This is a genomic window from Streptomyces sp. H39-S7, assembly GCF_027158205.1.
Classification (GTDB): domain Bacteria; phylum Actinomycetota; class Actinomycetes; order Streptomycetales; family Streptomycetaceae; genus Actinacidiphila.
In genome coordinates, this window is the sequence record NZ_JAPVLU010000014.1 from 86953 (window position 1) to 105910 (window position 18958).

At 67.9% G+C, this 18958-nt stretch carries 18 protein-coding genes and 3 pseudogenes; 7 read left to right on the forward strand and 14 right to left on the reverse strand.

Annotated features, from left to right (window positions below; genetic code table 11):
- Position 1 precedes the first annotated feature (1 nt).
- The 3 genes from O3X23_RS15660 to O3X23_RS15670 all read right to left on the reverse strand — a co-directional run bounded on the left by O3X23_RS15660 (position 2) and on the right by O3X23_RS15670 (position 1190).
- On the reverse strand, positions 2-169 hold the full coding sequence (locus O3X23_RS15660) for a hypothetical protein (protein WP_203673051.1): 168 nt from the start codon (positions 167-169) through the stop codon (positions 2-4).
- Between the two features lie 210 nt (positions 170-379).
- A complete protein-coding gene (locus O3X23_RS15665) occupies positions 380-523 on the reverse strand; it encodes a hypothetical protein (RefSeq protein WP_269271982.1) in 144 nt (47 codons plus the stop codon).
- Between the two features lie 175 nt (positions 524-698).
- Positions 699-1190: an ATP-binding protein gene (locus O3X23_RS15670; protein WP_269271983.1), complete on the reverse strand. Its 492-nt coding sequence runs from the start codon at positions 1188-1190 to the stop codon at positions 699-701.
- Between the two features lie 260 nt (positions 1191-1450).
- Between O3X23_RS15670 and O3X23_RS15675 the strand changes: the two genes are divergently transcribed.
- The 4 genes and pseudogenes from O3X23_RS15675 to O3X23_RS15690 all read left to right on the forward strand — a co-directional run bounded on the left by O3X23_RS15675 (position 1451) and on the right by O3X23_RS15690 (position 6121).
- Positions 1451-2794 carry a transcriptional regulator gene (locus tag O3X23_RS15675; protein WP_269271984.1) on the forward strand — a complete coding sequence of 448 codons (1344 nt, stop codon included), beginning with the start codon at positions 1451-1453 and terminating at the stop codon, positions 2792-2794.
- 209 nt (positions 2795-3003) lie between these two features.
- Positions 3004-3560: pseudogene (locus O3X23_RS15680) on the forward strand (flavoprotein).
- A 346-nt stretch (positions 3561-3906) separates the two neighbouring features.
- Entirely contained in the window at positions 3907-5079 is a 1173-nt protein-coding gene (locus O3X23_RS15685; protein ID WP_269271985.1) for a damage-control phosphatase ARMT1 family protein, read from the forward strand.
- A 379-nt stretch (positions 5080-5458) separates the two neighbouring features.
- A complete protein-coding gene (locus O3X23_RS15690) occupies positions 5459-6121 on the forward strand; it encodes a hypothetical protein (RefSeq protein WP_269271986.1) in 663 nt (220 codons plus the stop codon).
- 54 nt (positions 6122-6175) lie between these two features.
- On the opposite strand, the gene O3X23_RS15695 is transcribed toward O3X23_RS15690, so the two are convergent.
- The 5 genes and pseudogenes from O3X23_RS15695 to O3X23_RS15715 form a co-directional block, all read right to left on the reverse strand.
- A complete protein-coding gene (locus O3X23_RS15695) occupies positions 6176-6586 on the reverse strand; it encodes a hypothetical protein (protein ID WP_269271987.1) in 411 nt (136 codons plus the stop codon).
- Between the two features lie 66 nt (positions 6587-6652).
- Complete coding sequence (locus O3X23_RS15700) at positions 6653-8380, reverse strand: relaxase/mobilization nuclease domain-containing protein (RefSeq protein WP_269271988.1); 1728 nt, start codon at positions 8378-8380, stop codon at positions 6653-6655.
- Positions 8377-9105, reverse strand: coding sequence for a plasmid mobilization protein (locus O3X23_RS15705; protein ID WP_269271989.1), 729 nt, complete (start codon positions 9103-9105; stop codon positions 8377-8379). Before O3X23_RS15705 ends, O3X23_RS15700 begins: the two co-directional genes overlap by 4 nt.
- A gap of 232 nt (positions 9106-9337) precedes the next feature.
- Positions 9338-10153 carry a DUF2637 domain-containing protein gene (locus O3X23_RS15710; protein WP_269271990.1) on the reverse strand — a complete coding sequence of 272 codons (816 nt, stop codon included), beginning with the start codon at positions 10151-10153 and terminating at the stop codon, positions 9338-9340.
- Between the two features lie 95 nt (positions 10154-10248).
- Positions 10249-10656 (reverse strand): annotated as a pseudogene (locus O3X23_RS15715) (ATP-binding protein); the annotation flags it as partial.
- A gap of 116 nt (positions 10657-10772) precedes the next feature.
- On the opposite strand from O3X23_RS15715, the gene O3X23_RS15720 reads away from it, so the two are divergent.
- Complete coding sequence (locus O3X23_RS15720; RefSeq protein WP_269271991.1) at positions 10773-11144, forward strand: hypothetical protein; 372 nt, start codon at positions 10773-10775, stop codon at positions 11142-11144.
- A 2-nt stretch (positions 11145-11146) separates the two neighbouring features.
- On the opposite strand, the gene O3X23_RS15725 is transcribed toward O3X23_RS15720, so the two are convergent.
- From O3X23_RS15725 to O3X23_RS15750, 6 genes are all read right to left on the reverse strand, one after another.
- Positions 11147-11590, reverse strand: coding sequence for a DUF6262 family protein (locus tag O3X23_RS15725; protein WP_269271992.1), 444 nt, complete (start codon positions 11588-11590; stop codon positions 11147-11149).
- Positions 11587-13746 carry a tyrosine-type recombinase/integrase gene (locus O3X23_RS15730; protein WP_269271993.1) on the reverse strand — a complete coding sequence of 720 codons (2160 nt, stop codon included), beginning with the start codon at positions 13744-13746 and terminating at the stop codon, positions 11587-11589. Before O3X23_RS15730 ends, O3X23_RS15725 begins: the two co-directional genes overlap by 4 nt.
- Complete coding sequence (locus O3X23_RS15735; RefSeq protein WP_269271994.1) at positions 13736-14872, reverse strand: tyrosine-type recombinase/integrase; 1137 nt, start codon at positions 14870-14872, stop codon at positions 13736-13738. Before O3X23_RS15735 ends, O3X23_RS15730 begins: the two co-directional genes overlap by 11 nt.
- 152 nt (positions 14873-15024) lie before the next feature.
- Entirely contained in the window at positions 15025-15297 is a 273-nt protein-coding gene (locus O3X23_RS15740; RefSeq protein WP_331283917.1) for a hypothetical protein, read from the reverse strand.
- A 71-nt stretch (positions 15298-15368) separates the two neighbouring features.
- Positions 15369-16280, reverse strand: coding sequence for a hypothetical protein (locus O3X23_RS15745; protein ID WP_269271995.1), 912 nt, complete (start codon positions 16278-16280; stop codon positions 15369-15371).
- 337 nt (positions 16281-16617) lie between these two features.
- On the reverse strand, positions 16618-16848 hold the full coding sequence (locus O3X23_RS15750; protein ID WP_269272074.1) for a hypothetical protein: 231 nt from the start codon (positions 16846-16848) through the stop codon (positions 16618-16620).
- 97 nt (positions 16849-16945) lie between these two features.
- Here O3X23_RS15750 and O3X23_RS15755 point away from each other — a divergent pair.
- Together O3X23_RS15755 and O3X23_RS15760 are read left to right on the forward strand one after the other, a co-directional pair.
- Positions 16946-17311 (forward strand): annotated as a pseudogene (locus O3X23_RS15755) (helix-turn-helix domain-containing protein); the annotation flags it as partial.
- Between the two features lie 164 nt (positions 17312-17475).
- Positions 17476-18958: site-specific integrase (locus O3X23_RS15760; protein WP_269271996.1), on the forward strand; the 1483-nt coding region annotated here is incomplete at its 3' end.

Here is an 18958-nt window from a genome sequence, read left to right on the forward strand (position 1 = left end):
CCTACTCCTTGGGAAGGTTCAGGTCGCGGTTGTCCCCGTCATCGCCAGCGCTGTTCTGCGAGCTGGTGACATCGGAGCGCTCTGCCTCGCTCCGGTCGTGAGCCATCGCCAGCTGATCGACCGCGATCAGCAGGCCGACGTCGGTGCCAGCACCTTCTTCGCTCTTCATTCGGTTCTCCTTCCATCGGGCCCCTCGGTGGTGAAAGGCCATGGCGAAATGTGCGGATCTGCCCGGGGGCGTCTCCGCCCTATGAGGTGGTGCAAATCCGGCGCGTTTCACGCCGGGGACCGCCCCTCGGCCATGGCGAGTCGTGCAGCCGTGGGACGGAGATCGGGTGGCTGTCGCAGCCCTGGAGAGGTGCTCGCGAATGGAGCTGCTCTATGTGGCTCTGGCGGTCCTAGCGCCCTGGTCCTTGCGCATGTTGACGAGCAGTACGCGCTGGTCCAGCTCATAGAGGCAGGCCCAGCAGGAGAAGAGGGCGGCGTGCATACCGCTGGACTGGACGGGTCCGATCCACGTCACATCGACGTCCTCACGCCCGCACCACAACCAGCATTCGCCTCGTGTTCGCCATTCGTGGCGGTCCCAGAGGGTGTAAGCCCTTGGATCACCCGATGCCGGATCGATGTCACGGCGAGACGGCCGGTACACGACGTCGGGGTCGGGCAGGGGGAGGCGCGCAGACCCTGTGGCCGCATCAGGCAACCGCCAAGGCGAAAGGATGGGGCGTGGGTCTGGCAAGGGCATTTTGCTGGGCGCTGAAGAACCGGCGCAGTACTGCCGCGCGGATGGCCGGCGCCGGTTTGGGGAGGGTGATCTCCGCCCAGACGTGCTTTCCGCGTTCGGCAGGCTCCCAGCCGGATCGTGTCGCGAGCGAGGCGACCAGCGCCATGCCGCGACCGCTCTCGTCCTCATCCTCTGCGACTTTCAGCAGCGGGGCCGCCGGGCTCTCGTCGAGAACGTCGATGATCAAGCGTCCAGGCTGGTGATAGAGGCCAATCGTGATCCGTCCTCCCCCGTGGAGAACCGCGTTGGTGATGAGCTCGGAGGCCACCATGCCGATGGCGTCCGCCGTTTGCTCATCCAGAGGTACGCCCCAGACGCGAACCTGCTCCACGACCGCACGCCGAGCAGGTGAGACCGCTCCTTCGGTGCCCGCGAGGACGATGCGAGTGACGAGGGTAGGCATGGCAGACGCCTCCGGGAAGGTAGAGCGACACCGACCCTGACGGGGGACGCAGGGTCGGAGCCGCCGATCTGGACGGCCATCCGGGGCGCACGCTTTGGTGGTGCCAAATCCTGAGCCCCTGGACGGCGTGATCCTCAGTCAAAGGCCAACAGGCGTAAGCACGGAACGTTTCTGGGGGGTTTCTCCTGGTAGGCGCTCTCCCCCCTCTCGCACACAGCGAGTAGCCTCCGAACTACAGCGCGAGAAGACGGGGTGGCGACGTGCTTGGTGATCCGTTAGCAGTGCATCCGCTGGCCTTCGTCCGACAAATCCGCGGATGGGGGAAGGCCGAGTTCGCCCGGCTCATGCAAGCCCACGGCAAGCTCCTCGGCATCCCCCTGGCCACCAATCGCACAACCGTGTGGAAGTGGGAACAGGGGCAGGAACCGGACGGTGACGCCCAGCTCGTCCTCGCTGACCTGCTGCGAGTCCCGTACGCGCAAGCCCGTTCGGAAGGATGGCCCCGTTGGCTCCCCGTATGGGAAGTCATTGGACTGACAGCTCCCTGGACCGAGGCCGGTACCGTAGAGGCATTGGCTGATCTGGTCGGGAGTGGTCGCATGGATCGTCGAGGATTTCTCACCATCACAGGCGTGGCCCTCGCGGGCTTGGCTGCGAGTTGGGCCGAGGCGCCATCCGCGTTCGCCTCAGCACTCGACGGAGATCGCGTAACCGACCGAATGGTTAAGACAATTGAGCAGCGCGTCAGCACGCTGCGCACGCTCGATGACCAGCTCGGCGGGGCCCGGCTTCTGGAGCAGGCGCGAGGCGATCTTGCCCTCATTTCGGGACTCCTGAGCACCGGCCGATACACCGAGCAGGTCGGCAGGCGTCTGTACGGGCTGGCCGCACGAGTGTCGTACCTGACCGGTTGGATGGCGTACGACGCGGGCCTGCGATCTGCCGGACAGCAGTACTACGTCGGAGCGCTCCGCAGCGCCCGAACGGCAGGAGACGATGCCTTCGGAGCCTTCGTGCTGGCGGAGATGGGCATCCATGTCTCCGAAGCCGGACGAACCGCGGAACGTGTGGAACTCATCTCCACTGCCATCGACAACGCCCCTCGAACGCTGACGCCTTACACGCAGTCCTACCTCTACCTGCACAGGGCAGAGGCACTTTCACGGGACGGCGCGCACCAGGAGGCCGGCACCGCGTTGAACCGGGCGATGAGTTTGTGGGATCGCCGTACGGACGAGGAGACCCCGGACTGGCTCGACTGGTACGGGGAGGCGCAGCTGAAATCCACCGAGGGCAAGGTACTGCTGCGCGCAGGGCAAGTTGAGCGCGCCACCAGCGCCTTGGAGCTCTCGGTCAAGAAGGCGGTTCCCCGAGACAAGGCAGTACGAGCCAGTCGTTTGGCCGAGGCGCGACTGGCCGGCAACGACCTCGACGGAGCGCTCGACGCCGCGAACGCAGGCGCCGAACTTCTGGAGAACCAGGTCAGCTCGATGCGCGCTCTGGTCCGGTTGCGAGAGTTCTCGAACGAACTCGGCCCGCACCAAGCCGTCCCAGCTGTCTGCGAGTTCCGTGATCGCCTCGAAGCTCTGGATGTCGCGGCCTGAGACTGCACGCCCGGATATCCACGCATTGTGGATATTTAGTCGATCCATGGGTTCATACCGGGTCGAAAAGAATCGCGAAGAAGGACTGTGCGTCGAAGGTCATCCGCCGGCGGCCTGTCGTGCTGGGCCGGCGGTGACATGGTGGGCCACGACCGGAGCGGCGTTGTCCCCCAGCTTTGCCGTTTCTGCCAGGAGCTGGGAGTCCAGGTTTGACTGATCCGAGCGAGCCGTTTCTCTACGTCGTCGTCTGCGCCTCAGGCGTCGCGGACGACGTGGGCACGCTCATCACCGCCGCTCACGACGAAGGCTGGAAGGTCGGCGTCGTGGCCACCCCCAGCGCGCTCGGTTTCATCGATCAGGAAGCCGTCGAGGCACAGACCGGTATCCCATCCGGTCGGGTTGGCGCACGCCCAGCGTTCCCCAGCCGCTGCCACCGGCGGATGCCATCGCGGTCGCGCCAGCGACGTTCAACACCATCAACAAGTGGGCCGCCGGGATCTCGGACACCCTCGCGCTCGACATCCTCTGCGAGGCGCGCGGGCTCGGGATTCCCACCGCTGTACAGCCGTACCTCAACACCGCCCAGGCCGCCCACCCGGCGTATGACGAGAGCCTGGCACGGCTTCGCTCGATGGGCGTCCTGATCGGCGACTACGTGCCGCACAAGCCCAAGGCGGGCGGAGGCCGGGAGAACTACAACTGGACCTGCGTCCTCGACCTGCTCCGCCCGGTCACGCGGCCAGATACAGGACGCGAATTGGGCTGAGGTTCTCCCGAGCAGCACTGGCCGTGTGTGACCCCCGGCGGTTGGCGCGCCGGACGGGTCCTCTTGTGTCGTTCTCCGATGATCCTGATCATCTAGTGTCGGCGGCAGCCGACGGAACGATCAGGGCTTGATAGCTCAGCCGACAGTGCCAGCTCGCCGAGGTCCGTGTCGACGCAACGCGGAAGTGCGCCGCCGCCGATCCTGGTACGGGTCGCCTGCTCGTCGGAAGCGCAGCCGGTCCGGCGTCGCTGCGGCTGAGCCACGGGAGCACCGCCGTTGACCAGGCTGTTGCCGGCCCGCTCAAGGGTCCGGTGACGGCCGACGAGGAGAAGGACGAGCCTGAACCGTGCCCACCGCACCCACGATCCTGAGTGATATCCCCGGTTCTTTCGCCTGGGGCGTCTTCCATGAGCGGCACCCGAAGCTCGTCCAGCAGGTGCTCGACGCCCTGCCGTACGGGCCGACGCAGCGGGCAGCGGTCGAGGAACTTCTCTCCGAGAGCACCAACGGCGTGTTGCAGCCGCTCGACAAGAGCGCCCACGATCACCACCAATGGCTGGAGTGGGGCGGGAGCTTGTTCGGGCGGCCGTGGTCCGATGCACCGTTCCTGTGGGCCGAGAGCTACTTCTACCGCAGGCTGCTTGAGGCCACCGGCTACTTCCGGCCCGGGGCTTGGCAGGGCATTGATCCGTTCGCGCCGTTCAAGAACGCTGAACTGGCCGGCGTGGCTGTCGACGACGAGTTGGCGGCTCTCCGCGAACTGCCGTCCCTGTCTGCCGAGGAGCGATCCGAGTTGCTGCTCTCGTCAGCGCTCTGGGGAAACCGGGCGGACCTCAGTTTTAAGATCACGGCCTTGGCCGGGGACACCCAGTCCTCCACCCTGATTGCGGACGACAGCCCACTCCTGTGGTCAACGCTCGCTGCGGCGAGCAACCCGATGATCTGCGTCATCGCGGACAATGCTGGGCGGGAGCTGCTGTCCGACCTCGTCCTGATCGATCACTTGTTCACGAGCGGGTTGGCTGCCGAGGTCGTCCTGTACGTCAAGCCTGCCCCCTACTACGTGTCGGATGCGACCACCGCCGACGTCCTCGCGACGATCGAGCGCCTTTGCGCCGGACCAGGGCAGGAGGCGGAACTGATCGGCCGGCGACTCTGGCAGGGGCTGAACAACGGCACCTTCATCATCCGCACGCACCAGTTCTTCTGCGCGCCGCTGCCGTTCCACGACCTGCCCGCCGACCTCAGGGCCGAGCTCTCCGCCGCCACGATGACGATCCTCAAGGGCGACCTGAACTACCGGCGCCTCGTGGGGGACCAGCTCTGGGACGCCACGGTGCCGTTCGCTGAGAGGGTCGAATACTTTCCGTCCTCGGTGGCGGCCCTGCGTACGCTGAAGTCGGACGTCGTCGTTGGCCTTGAAGGACCGGTGGTCACCGGGCAGGACACCACGGGCGAGCCATGGCGCACTAGCGGCAAATACGGCCTCATCCAGGCCCACGCCCGGACACAGCGCTGACGCTGAACCGTCATTGGTAGGGCCTGGCGGAATGTGAACGCCTACAGCTGGCACCAGCGCATGGATCCCACGGCGCCAGAGGATCGGCTCGATCACGAACGGCCGAATCAACCCACCGTCACACCCGACCAGCAACCTCACCAAGATCCTGTCACAAGCTCTTAGGCCACCCAAGGCCGCCTGCGCAGAGAGAAATTTGCGAAGCTCAGCGGCAAAGCGTCAAGTGCGCAATGCTGTTGCAGCGTCTTCCACCGCGGACCCATATCGCGAGACTGGGCTAATTTTCTAGCGAGGTCCAATGTCAAGTTTGCCTGACTTCACTGCGTCACTAGGCAGTTTCCTGGCCATGGTTGGGATACATCCCGCGATCATCGCTCTCGTGACATTGGCTTACGCGGTAGAGTCGTACGTAACGAATGCCCAGAACGCGATGAAGCTTGCGAGGGCAACTCAGCGCGCCGGGAGCGCAGGAATTTCCCGTCTCCTCGGCCAGCCGCTTCCTCGGCTCATCATCACGACGATCATCGCCGCCATGGTTATCTTCGTGCAGTTCGTCATGATCCGCCTTGCATACATCGTGGGCAGTATCATCTCCTCGGCATTCGATCCTGCACGACGAGATCGATTTGCCCACCTACCCGCCGATTCATTTCTTGAAATAGAATCGCTGTCGCCCTACCTACACGCGGACCTGATATCCGTTGGATTCACTGCATTTGCCGCCTTCTTGATGATCAATGCCTACCGCAATAGTAATTCGAGCAGGGGCCTGTCGTACCTGTTGGCTGCACCCTGCAACATCATCGCGTTCGGGTTCCTCTCCATGGCGGCCCTTACGCTCCTCATTGATGCGTTGCTGTTGGGTGTTCCATTCATCCTCTCGGGGGGAGAGTTCGTCAACAAGAGTCTGAGCGCGGAGTGGATCACTGATCCAAACGGCTACGTGGTGGCTATAGCCTGTTTCATCTATACGGTCACTGCCGTGGTTTCCGTCGAGGGAGCCCGACTCGTCGGGAGGCTATTCCGAGAGACTCCGGCCTAAGAGGTCAGGTGGTGCCGTTCCGGGCAGCCGTTGTGGGGGCTGCCCGGAACGATGTCAGCGGAAGTCCTCCTCGGTTGTGCAACTCGCCAGGAACTTGGCTTGGGCGGACTCAGAGCGGGACTCGAAGGCGGTCAGGCCCGCGAGCGTGGCATCGAGCAAGTCGAGGGGGTTGCCAATGTCAGCTCGGGCGGTGCCGGTTGTCACGATGGCGGTCAGCGTCTGGACGACCGGAATGAGGCACGGGTCGAGTTCGACGTCGCCGCACGTGTAGCGCGCGAGCCATTCCAGGGAGGCGGTCATGGTGCAGTCGTCCTGGACGGCCCAGAACGACTGCCCGAGAAGGGCGCTGACAGCGGCGCGGATGCGGGCGAGGGTTTCGGGGTCGGTCAACCAGAACGGGGAGTGACCTGCCTTCACGGTGCACTCGTGCTCGATACCGGCGTCGAAGGTGTAGGGCGGGATCATGGCGGGTGTCCTTCCTTAGGGGTGTAGCGCTGCCGGGATCGGCGGCGGCGGTCTTGTGGGCGGTGGTTACCGCCGGGGCCGGTGGGCTGGGGGCATGGGTGCCGTTGCCGGCCTGGGGGTCTGCGGAGTTGCTGCTCGGGCGGGCTTCCTCTGGGTCGGCTGGACGACGGCCGACGTGGTGGGGAGGTTGGCGTTGCGGCGGATGCGCCAGGTCAGGACATTGCTGGCGGATTCGGCCGCGGCGATCTCCCGCGCGCTGAATGCGTCTCGCAGTACGTCCACGGGTAGCTGGCCCTGGGCGGCTGCCTGGGCGAGCGTCGCCGCGAGCGCGCTCCAGCCGGGTTCGGCCAGCACGCGCGCCGCGAGGTCGGGGGGCAGGGCTTGGTGCACTGCCTGGGCGTGCTGGTTGCGTACCGCGGGTGGCAGCCGTTCACCGTGCAGGGTCAGGTTCGCCAGCGGCTTCGCGGAAACTGTGAGGTAGGTGGAGCGCAGTTGGTCGGCGGCGGCGCGGGTCGCGTTCGCCTGCTGGCGGTGGCCGTGGGCCTCGTGCCATCGGTAGGCCGCGATCACGAGCAGTACGAGGGTGCTCAGCACCATCGCGGTCGCATCGGCGTCTTTACCGCTTCCGAGGGCCGGTCCGCCGTCGAGCAGTGTCCGCGCTGCACCGCGTAGGGCGCGCAGTTGCTGGTCGGCGGCCCTGTCGTGGACGTAGGCCGCCTGCCCGTACGCCTTCGCGGCCTGCCGCAACTGGCGGCCCGTCGCGCCGAAGTGGACCTGTGGGAGGACGTCGAGGATCTCCCCGAGGCCGGCACTGATCGCGGTCGCGGTCCGCTCGTCGGTCTCGTTCGCGGTGAGGGAGGTGATGACGTGCAGTGCCCGCTCGGCCGCATGGTCGGCCTTGTGGTGTGCGTCGGCAGCCCCGGTAACGGCGACGATGGTGGGCGTTGCTCCTGCGTGGAGGCGGGCGCGGATCTTGGGCAGGGTCAGGTCCGGGCCCAGTTGGGTGCCGGGGAACCACAGGGGTTCGCCGTTGGCCTTGCGTTCGCCGGGCAGGGCGAAGGAGTAGCCCCTGGCGTCTCCGGAGGGCAGCCGGTGGATCTTCACGCGAACGCCGTGATCGGCGAGACGGGCGAGGAATTCTTCCTCGGTGACGGCTCCCGCGAGGGACTCGCGCACGGCGGAGCGCAGGGTCTGCCGAGAGGGTTCGGGCTTGCCCAGCCGCTTTGCCTTGTGCAGCTCCGCGCGGGTCGCCCGGCGAGGTGAGGTGCGCCTGCCGCTGGGGCTGCGGTCGACCTGACGCAGCCCAAAGTCCTTCTCAATGCTGCTGAGTTCGGTCATGACGCGGTGCCAGTCCCGGTGCAGGCGGGCGTGGGTGAGGTCGGCGCGGACGGTGGTGGCGACGATGTGGACGTGGTCGTCGGCATGGCGGACCACCACCCAGCGGCAGCCGTCGGGGTCTCCTGCCGGGGCGATGCCGGAAGCCGCCAGTACGCGGCGGGCGACCTGTTCCCATTCGGCGTCGCTGAGGTGCCGGTCCTCGGGGGCCGCGCGCAGCGAGCAGTGCCACACGTGTTCCTTCGGGGAACGCTTGCCGGCCTGGACCACCCGCAGGTCCAGGATCTTGGCGAGCTGGTCCAGGGCCTGTTCGGGGTTGGTGGCGAGACCGGGGTCGGGCAGGAGTTCCTCGAAGCCTGCGACGGTGTGCTGGTGGGTGTGTTCGTCCGTGTCGCCGGGGCCGTAGACGTAGGCCAGGACACCGCGGGTGCGGTCGCCCCGGCTGATGCTGGCGATCACCCTCGCCCCCGGCGCTTGGCAATCCCGTGGGCGGCCTCGTCAAGGAGCGCCACCGCGCGGGGGAGGTCCTGGACGAGGAGGTGCCCCGCAGTTTCGAGGAACTGGGTGGCGGGGCTGGGCACGAGGGTGCCGCCGGTGTTGAGGTGCCGGGCTATCTGGTTGAGGTTGTTCCCCCAGGCGCTCAGCTCTGCGCGCGTCGAGGCCAACTCGTCGATCGCCGCATCCAACTGTTCGGTGCGCTGGACCGAGCCTGCGGTGGCGGTGGCTGTGCCAGGCGTGAGCGCGCGTCGTGCGACTAGGTGCGCGAGGGAGAGGCCGGCGGTGGCTGCCTGCTCGTCGAGCTGCTGCTTCTCGTGCTGGTCGAAACGGACGGTGACGCGGGACTTCTTCTTCTGTGCGGCATCGCGCTGGCGGCGCTTGGGCTTGCGACGTGCGGCAGCGGCAGCGGACGCGCGCACGACGGGCGGCTGCTGACAGGTGGCGGTGCGCTGCGAGGGGGGTTGCGGGTCCTGGTCGCGGCTGCCCTCGGCCGCGACCACCTCCAGGCCCGGCGCCCCCGCCGGACCATCCCCGCCCCCCTGGGCGGGGGCCTGCGCCTGCGAACGCCCGTAGGGCGGTCGCAGGCTCTTGCTGGCTCCGCATGTGGTGGGTACCGGTGCATCCGTAACTTCGACGCCGGAGTGGGGCACTGATGTGCTGGTGTTCCTGGAGTTGATCTCGCGCATGCTCGGCTCCTGAGTGTCGTGCTGAGGGAAATTTGCCGAGGTCGGACGACTCTGCGGCTGTCTGGGGCGGGACCGCTTTGCGACGGGGCGCCGAGGGCGTACGGCCTGGCGCGTGTCATGGGGTCGCCGCCGTCCTTGCGGACGGGGTGACCGGAGGAAGCACGGCGGGGTGGGTGGGGTGATCGGAACCCTTCCGATCACCCCACCCACCGAGGACGGAGGCCGTCTGCGGTCAGTCGGCGGTGCTGCCCGGCGCCTCGTCTTCCTCTTCGCGCAGGCGGTTCATCAGCTCGGTGAGGCGTTCACCGCCGAGGGTGAGTCCGGCGTTGCGGACGGCGTCCCGAACGACCTTGCGCGAGCTCTTGCCCTCTTCAGCGGCTGCCCTCCGGGCCAGGACCATCAGCTCGCCCATCTCGGCGCCCGGCGGGCGACCGATGCGCCGGATGTCGGCAGGGAGCGGGAGAGGGAGTTCCGACGGGGTTGCGGTGAGGGGTAGTTGCTGAGCCTTCGTCGGGGTGTCAGTGGCGGCGGTGCGGAGCGGCTCGACGTGGGGCGCGTGTGGTGGACCGCTGTCCTGTTCGGAAGGCCGGCTCTCCTGCTCGGGCGTTCCGGCTGGGTGGCGGGCGATGAGGATGTAGAGGTGGACCGCTCCGGCCAGGGCGAGCGGGGCCAGGACGGACAGGGTGCCGACCGTGGTGTCGCCGAGCCGCAATCCGGAGACCGGGTGGTGCTGTTGGTTGATCCGGACGGCGTGGAGGGCGTTGGCCCAGATGCTTGCGGCTGTCGCGGAGCCGAAGAGGGTCCAGACGTATAGGCGGGCGGCGAAGGGGGCGGTGCGCAGGACCAGCAGGGCGCGGACGCCGTAGGAGATGAAGCCGTCGATCACTAGCGGAAAGAGGTAGGTCAGGATTCCGCGGACGTGGATGGCTACGGCCATCTGCTGGAGGGCGTCGCAGGACAGGGCGCATCCGGCGGCGCCGAGGGCGAAGATCGCGGCACGGTCCCAGCCCTGGATGCGGGCAGGCGGTGGCGCGGTGGCGGTGGGCATGTGGGGTCTCCGATCGCCCTCCGGGCGCACAGGGGTCAGCGCGGGCGCGGCCCGGAGGGTGGTGGGGCAGGTGATGGGCAGAGGCGGACGGCTGGTTAGGCGGTGTGCCTTCTGCGGTCGGGGCCGGTCAGGACGGCCCGTTCGGTCATCTCGGCCAGGCGGGAGGCGATGCGGTCGCCGAGGATCGTGCGGATCTCGCGGATCGGGATGTTGGTCGTGAAGAGCGTCGGCAGGAGCTGCTCGTAGCGGTGGTTGATGAGCCGGTACGTCAGCTCTTCGGTCCACTCGCTGGTTTTGGCCGCGCCCAGGTCGTCGATCATGAGGAGCGGGCAGCGGGACAGGTCACGCATCTCCCGTTCGCTGTCGTGGCCTTGGCGGGGCCGCTGGGCGGCGTACAGGTCGGCGGCGGTGATCGACTGCCACCGCAGGCGCACACCGGCCTGTACGAGGCCACGTACGGCTCCGTATGCCTGGTGGGTCTTGCCGGTGCCGCCCGTTATCAACGGGTCGTGCGGCGCGAGTGGATGACATGCCTGGTCAGAACGTCGATGCGATCTGTTCGTCGTGGACTGACGACGCTGCGGCCCAGGGTGTCGGTCTCGGGTGGTAGACATGGGTTATGGCGACGTTCATGGTGCTTGTCGACGGTCAAGCGGGTGGCTGGGGCGTCGACCGCGAGGCTCTGACGGTTGCGATCCGAGACGGATGGGCTGGAGTCGAGATGGATTCGGCTCGCCGCAGCGAGGCACGGAGCTTCTGCTGGTCCTTCGAGTCGGAGGACGGTCCGGGTGAGGCGTATCTGCATGAGGACGGCACTTGCCTGTATCTCGACTCGTCGGAGTCTGACGCGGTGCGCTTGGCGGTTGTGTTCCGCAGGCTCACTCCGGAGGGCCTTGACCTGGTGTTCTGCGATGAGGGATATAACTTCGACGTCCGGCTCCGGTCGGACGTGTCGGACGCCGAGTTGATCGAGTTGATGGCCGCGGACTGATCTCAACAGGATCCGATGGTCTGGGTTTGTGGCGGGACGTCGCCGCCGCGTCGGGCGAGTTCGCGTCGGAGGTCGAGGTTTTCGCCGTGGGCCTGTTCGAGTGCGTCCCGCAGGGCCTGTACCTCTTCTCGGTGCTGCCTCTTCAGGCGGGTGATCTGACTGGTCAGCGCGAGGACGAGGGTGTTCTGCTCGTCAGCCGCAGGTGCCGGTGCAGGGATGGGCAGGGCCTGGGCTCGGAGATGTTCGATGCGACCGCGCAGGTCGGGGTGGTTGTAGAGGAAGGCGTGGGAGACGCCGGCCTCGCGTTGGACGGCCTGGAACGTGATCGGCTCGCCGCGTTTGACCAGGGTGCGGATCGCCTTCTCCGTCGCTTCCGTCTTGGCCTGGGACTTCGCCTTCGCGGCGGCGGCGAGGGTCTGGGTCCGCTGGGTGCGGGTGTCGGTCATGGCCGGGTCCTTCGGTGGCGGTCGAGGTCGAGGGTGAGCGGGACGGGTCCGGTGGGGGCGGTGCCGCAGCCGGCGCCTTGAACTGCCCGGCCAGGTTTGTCGCGGATGGTGTCCAGCAGCTTTGCGAGGGCCGCGTGCTCGGCCCGCCGTTGCAGGAGCCAGACGTTGTCCTCGGGCATCGGGCGGCCGTGACGCTCCTGAAAGGCGCAGGTGCTGCGGTCGATCAGTGCTGCGGTTTCGGTCAACTGCCTTTCCAGGGCGGGTTGGTGGGAGGCGTCGGTGACGAAGACCGAGCAGGTCAGGCAGGCGTTTCCCTTGTCGCAGGTCTGCATCGGCGGCAGCATGCACCAGCCGTGGGGCAGGAACCGGTCCGCGCGGTTGAACAGGTGGAGGCTGTCGTGGTCGTCGCGGGAGAAGACGATGTGGGTGCCGTCCGCCCGCAGCTTGGCGGTGGCCAGGAATGCCTGCTCGGCGTGTTCCTGGCGGGCGGCGACGTAGTGCATCGACATCGACGGGGTGGCATGCCCGGCATAGCGCATCAACACGTGGACGGGCAGGCCGAGTTCGGCGAGCCGGGTCAGCTTGGTGTGGCGGAAGCGGTGGGTGTGACTCAGCCCGACCGGCTTGCCCTTGCTGTCGGTGATCTTCACGGTCTTGCTGAACTCGCGGAGCATCCAGCTGTAGGTGCCCGAGGGGTAGGGTTTGTCGCCCTGGCGGTTGCCGGTCCGCTGCATGAAGAGGTGGCGTGGGGTGATGCCGGGGAAGCGGTCGTGGATCCACTGCCGCTGTTCGTTGATGACCGCGACGACCTCGCGGTCGACGAGGATGTTGTCCGGCGCGATATCGATCTTGCTCTGTGCGTAGTGGAAGCGGGCGATCTCCTCGCCCTCGGCGGCGTCGACCGGCCGGTCGGGGACCGGGGAGAGGCAGTCGAAACGGCAGGTGCGGATCTCGCTGGCCCGCCGGCCGGTGAGGATCTGCAGCAGGATCATGCGCATGGCCTGCGGGTCGTCCATGCCCCGGGCGGTGGCCTGCTGTCCGTCACCACGCGTGACCGCCATCTCTTCCGTGCGGCTCAGGCCGAGCAGGGGCAGGGCGGCGGGGATCTGCGCGAGTGCGTGGTCGTCGACGTAGTGCTCGTCGTTGAGTTCGCGCTGGTGCGGGATGCGGGAGACCTGGCGGAACCAGCCGGCCGCGTGCGCGTCGGTGACGCGCGACCACGGGTGCGTCCCCAGGACCTGGCGGGCCTCGGCGGGGTTGGCCGCGATGAACGCGAACAGCTCGGCGACGGCCCGCAGGTCGTCGTTGACCAGCCGGGGATGGACGGGCTTGTGGGCGAATCGTTGCTCGGACCGGCGAAGAAGCCGGTTGGTGGGGTCGGTGTCCCAGCGGCGGAAGGCGGCGGCCAGCTGGACCGCATGGGCGGGATCACCCAGGACGTCCAGCGGGTCGGTGAAGGTCGTCGACAGCCACCGGTCGAAGCGGACCAGGCAGCGGATTCGCTCCTGGCTCACCGTGGACCAGCGCAGGACTCCCGCTTCGAGCTGGGTGCCGAGCCACCACTTCACCGCCTCCCGCAGCCACCCCTGGCCGATCGTGGAGGGTGAACAGCCGTAGTGGGCCTGGGGCTCGTGCTCCGCGAGCGGAATGCGCGGGTCGCATCTGGGGTGCCACTCATCCAGCGTCCACCAGGGCTTGTCGGTGCAGCGGACGAGCAGGGCGAGGCGGGAGAAACGGAAGATGACCCGCAGCCGGGCGATGCTGCCGTGCGGCGGGAGCCGGCCCCAGCGGGTGGCATAGAACCACCGCTGCAGGGCGGCGGCCGTCTCCCAGTCCATGGCGCGGACCGAGGCCGGGAAGGGGTGCCTCTCGCGGATCGCCCGTCGCAGGATGTTCGCGAACTGGTTGGTGCCCAGCACCGACGAGCGGGTCCCGTCCATCGCCTGCCAGTGCGCCATCCAGGCCAGTTCGGCGGCGATCAGGTCGGGCAGACCGGTCAGGTCGATGCGGCGGTCGCCGTTCTCGGTGATCTTCTCCCAGTCCTCGATGCCGTCACCGATGACCGGCCCCTTCCACGGCCCGGGCAGATCAGACCACAGCCGCCAGATCGGATCCTCGCTGCCGGCGGCGTGCAGACGGCGCTGTTCACCGGCCATCGGTCACCTGCCAGGAGGAGACGTACGACTTCCAGTTCGCCGCGGCCCGCAGTGCCTCATCCTCCCGGACCCAGCCATAGAGGTCGAGCGTGGTCTGCACATGTGCATGTCCAAGTCGCCGGGAGACCACCCACTCCGGGGTCCCGGCCAGCAACAACGCGGTCGCGTGAGAATGCCGGAACCAATGCGGCGTCCAGGAAGCGGGACCAGCGCCCTTCCTTCGCAGGGCGGCGGTCTTGTCCCGCACCGTTCCTTCCCGCAGGGCGGCCAGCAGCGGCGGCCGGGTCAGGTTCACCAGCAGCGGCGAGTCGGTACGAATCTCGATGCCCAACTCGGCGGCCCGGCAGGCGAGATGGGTGAGGTAGTCGGCGAAGAGCTTCTCCAGATCGGTGCCAACGTAGACCCGCCGGGGGCGCATCATCTTCACCCTCGCCCCGTTCGGGTTGTCCTCGCGGGGGACGATCTCGATATAGGGGGTGCTGCCGCGGCCCATGACGAAGTCGCCGATCCGCAGCCCCAGGGCCTCTCCCAGGCGCATCCCGCTCTCCGCCAGCAGCGCGAACAGCAGCCGGTCGCGCAGGTTGCCCGTCCACTCGCCGACCGAGGCGTCCGGCATCGCGCAGCCGTCCAGGATCGCTTGGATCTCTCCCGGCAGCAGCAGGGGCGGCCGTCCGCGATGCCGGTGGCGGCGGACCCTGACCAGCGAGGACGGGCCCGGGGCGGTGCGGGCATCCAGGTGCGCGAGCAGGCCACGGGCCGCAGCTCTGCGTGGCGCCCCACGCATCAGCCGTCCCGCGACCGGGACGGAGAAGACCGCCTCCTGCCAGCGATAGAAGGAGATCAGCGCGGCCAGCCTCGCCTCCAACGTCTCCGGCGCGGGCGCGTCTTCGGGCTCGACCAGGGCGTGCTCGACGGTGCGGCCGTTGCGCAACCAGGACAGGAACCCGGCGACGGCCGGGACCCCGAGATCCCTCCACTTCGCGGCCTCGTCGCGCTGTTCGAGGAACGTCCACCACTGGGCCAACGACGTGGCATAACCGCGGACGGTGTTCGGCGACCACAAGAACCGGTGGGCCTCCAACCACTCCTCGACCGGGGCGACTGTCCGGTACTTCTCATCGATCACGGTCCATGTCCGCTGCCCGCTGGCGGGCTGGACAGCCAGGCTGTGTGCCACTGATGCCGTTCCGTCTCGTTGAAGAACTCCCGTTGATAGCAATGCATCAACGACACAGAACGCTCACAGTGACGCTCGTCGAAGACATAGAAGAAGGGGACTCAAGCCCCGTTGATAACGGTGGGGCCTGCGATCAGCAGCGACGGGCCGGTGGCGATGCCCGGTGCGCCACCAGGTCCCGGCCTGGCGGCCAGGGTGACGTGCCGGACCCAGGTGGCGACCTCGGGGTGGTCCGCCGTGGCCTGGCGGTAGCGCGGCGGGATGCGGCGCTCGGCCAGTTCCAGCGCGGCCGGTTGTCCATCGGAACCTTCACCGGGTCCCTCGGCTTCCAACCGGTTGGGGTCGAGCCCGCGCGTGGCCAGGAGGCGCTGCATGCGGGCATGCAGGGCAGTGCCGGCCTGTTGGGGGTCGCGGTCGGGCTGCTGGCGGGGTTGGTGGCGGCGGATCACAGTTCGCCCCCGTACGCAGCTGCGGCGTCGGCGGGGTTGGTCCACGCCCGGTGCGGTGAGCCACCGGGCTGGGTGGCGTTCATGACCTCGTTGACCAGGCTGGGCAGGACGCCGGGGTGCATCGGCTTGGCCCGGAAGCGGTCCAGGGAGGTGCGGATGTGCGCGGGGTCGATGCCTTCGGCGAGGAGCTGGTTGATCTCCCGGCCGAGGTGGCCGAGAACCTTGCCCGGTGGCCTGGCCGCGCAGCCTGCCACGTATTCGGCGATGAGCTGCTGAGCGGAGACGGTGTCCGGTGCGGGGGCGCTCGCGCCCCCCGTAAGGAAAGATCCTAGATCCAAGATCCTAGGTCCTAGATCCGGGCACTGAGGGCTCACCGCTTCCTCCGCGATCCCTCCCTGAGGACTCACTGAGCCCTCACTGAATGCCGGTTGACCTGCTGCTTCTTGGTTCAGTGAGGGCTCGCGTATTTCTCGCGAGGGCTCACCGAGGTTGCGGTGAGGGCCCGGTGAGCCCTCCGTGATCCCTCCCTGAGGGCTCAGTGAGGGCTCACTGAATGGGGCCCCGTCGTGGGTAGGGCAGGCCGGTGCGCGGGTGCCGCTGGGCCGGTTGATCTTCTGGTGCTTGTGCCAGGTGACGAGGTGCAGGTATCGCTTCCCGGCGCCGCCCGCGTATCGGCAGATCAGCCCGGCGCCGTCGAGCTGGACCAGGTCCTCTTCGACGTGCACGGGGGTGTGTTCGGCACGCAGCGGCCACAGCAGGCCGGTGATGACGGCAGCGTTGTCGCGGAAGCGGCCGTGGTCGTCGACCTGGGTGAGCAGGCCGGCGAAGGTCCGCTCGGCGGTGAGGGACACCGACGCGAGGGATTCGGAGATGAACATCTCCGGCTTGATGGTGCGGATTCGGGCCACCGGTCAGCGCCCCGCATTCGCGGTCGGGCGGTGCGATGGGGATGCGGGAGGGATGGGGAGGGTCGTACTGTGGGGCACAGAAGCTCCTCACGGCGCGCTCGGAACTAGGTACTCCGGCGCGCTGGTTGGTCGTTCAGCGATGGGCGGTTACGAGGGTTCTGCTGGGCCCTCGGCGTTCGGAGCGCCGGGGGCTTTTTTCTGTTCAGATCGAGAGCTTGCTCGGTCTTGTCCCGAAGGCGTCGGGAGCAGCGCGACCAGGACCATACGACCGGATTCCGGCACAGTCCACCGGTTCTGCGTTCTCTCGACACACCTCCGTGGACGCGGCGTTGTCCCCTCACGCCGTCAGGCCCAGCACCGCCTGAAGATCCGCCGTCACCACGCGGTAGGCGTTGCCCAAACGGAGGACCTTGCACGGGTACAGGCCCCGGCGCGCCAGGTCGTACCCCTTGCTCCGCCCCAGCCCCAGAGCCCGGTTGCCCGTTTCCAGGTCGACTGCGGCAGGCAGGGCGAGCAGTTCTTCGCGTCCCATGCCCTTCACCGTCTGGGTCATCTCGTTCTCGCGCATCACGCGACTCCGCTCCTCGGCTGAGCCCTCGGCGAACGCGTACTCGCATCCGACTCCAAGCCATCGGAAGTGAGTGTGACGAAGCTATTGTGTCGCCGTGACACAACACGATGACGACCATGAAGACACCAACGTCCTGGAGTGGGCTGACCAGGTCGTCGCCACGGTGGCGGCAGAGGTTCGGCGGCGAAGAAAGGATCTCGGCATGAGCGGCGAGGACCTGGCGCGCGCCTGTGCCGAGATCGGCTATCCCATCCCCCGGAACGTCATCGCCAACATGGAGTCCGGGCGCCGCACGACCTTGCCGCTGGTGGAGGTGATGGTTCTCGCCGAGGCACTGCACACCTACCCGATCTCCCTGATCTACCCCGTCGGATACACCGAAAGGGCGCAGACGCTCCCCCTCCGCGATGACGTCTCCACCTGGAACGCCCTGCAGTGGTTCACCGGCGAGGAGGAGTCCTTCATGGGGTCCCACCCCAGCGTGCAGCGCCGTCGCCCGCACCCGTCCTGGTCGTACGACGCCGAGGGAAAGATCGTCTGGTCCCAACACACCCTGGAGACCGACCTGGACGACGAGTCTGAAACCGAATGATCAACGGCCAACACGCCTAAGGAGAAGTTCGCTTGAAGGGCTCCACCTATCGCCGCTGCTACTGCCGCGACGCCGGGACCGGCAAGCCGCTCGGCAAGTCCTGCCCGAAGCTCAAGACCCGCAAGCACGGCACCTACTCCGTCCGCCAGGAGCTTCCGCAGCGCGCCGACGGGTCGCGGCGTGCGTTCAACCGTTCCGGCTACGAGACCGCTAAGGAGGCGCAGGCCGAACTCGACCGCATACGTGCCCTGCTCGGCATCCCTGACGCCGACGACCCCGAGGCTCTGGCCGCCATCGCCGACATGCTGGAGCAGGCCGCCGACGCCAAGTCGCCGCTGCCCGGCGTCGAGGAGACCCGACGTCGGCTCCACAGCGGCCAGGAACTCACCGGCCGCCTCACTGTGGGCGAGTGGCTGGAGACGTGGCTGGCAGCCAAGAAGGGGCGCCGTGGGGCCATCATGCGCGACGAGGGCATCGTCCGGCTCTACCTTCAGCCGCACCTCGGGCACCTGCGGCTGGACCGGCTGTGGGTCAGCCATCTGACGGCGATGTTCGAGGCGATCGCGCAGGCCAACGTCCAGACCGCCGAGGCGAATGCGGCCCGGTGGCAAGCAATAGCGGACCTCGCCGAGATCCCCTGGAAGGGACATGAGGAGCGGGCACGGCGTAAGGCGCTCAAGGAAGCCATCGCCGCCATGCCCTCGTTCCGGCGGATCGTCGGTCCCTCCTCCCGCCAGCGGATCCGCTCCACACTCCGCGCCGCGCTCAGCAAGGCGATCTCGCAGCAGCTGATCACCTTCAATCCCGCGTCCCACGTCGAGATGGAGTCGCGCCAGCGCCCCAAGGCGCTGATCTGGACCGATGAGCGGATCGAGTACTGGAAGCGGACGGGCGAGAAGCCCTCCCCCGTCATGGTGTGGACCCCGGAGCAGACCGGCCGCTTCCTGGACCACGCCGAGAGCGACCGGCTCTACGCGCAGTTCCACCTCATCGCGTATCGCGGGCTACGACGCGGCGAGTCCTGCGGCCAGAAGTGGACGGACACCAGCCTGGCCACCGGGACCATGACCGTGGCCAAGCAGCTCGTGGTGAACGGGTGGGAGGTCTGCGAGGACGATCCCAAGACCGATGCCGGCGCCCGGACCATCACGCTCGACTCCCTGACCGTCGCTGTGCTGGAGCGGCACCGCGAGCAGCAGGACAAGGACCGGGAGGAGTGGGGCGCTGCCTGGGTGGAGACCGGGCGGATCTTCACCCGCGAGAACGGGGAGTGGCTGCACCCCTCCAACGTCACCCGGCGCTTCACGGAGCTGTACGAGGAGGCCGGCCTGCCGCCCGTTCGCCTGCATGACATGCGGCACGGGACGGCCACGCTGATCCACGCGGCGGGCGGCGACATGAAGGACATCCAGGAGACACTGGGCCACTCGTCCCTCACCGTCAGCGCGGACGTCTACACCAGCCTGCTGCCGGAATTCGACCGGGCCATCGCCGAGCGCGCGGCGCTCCTCGTAC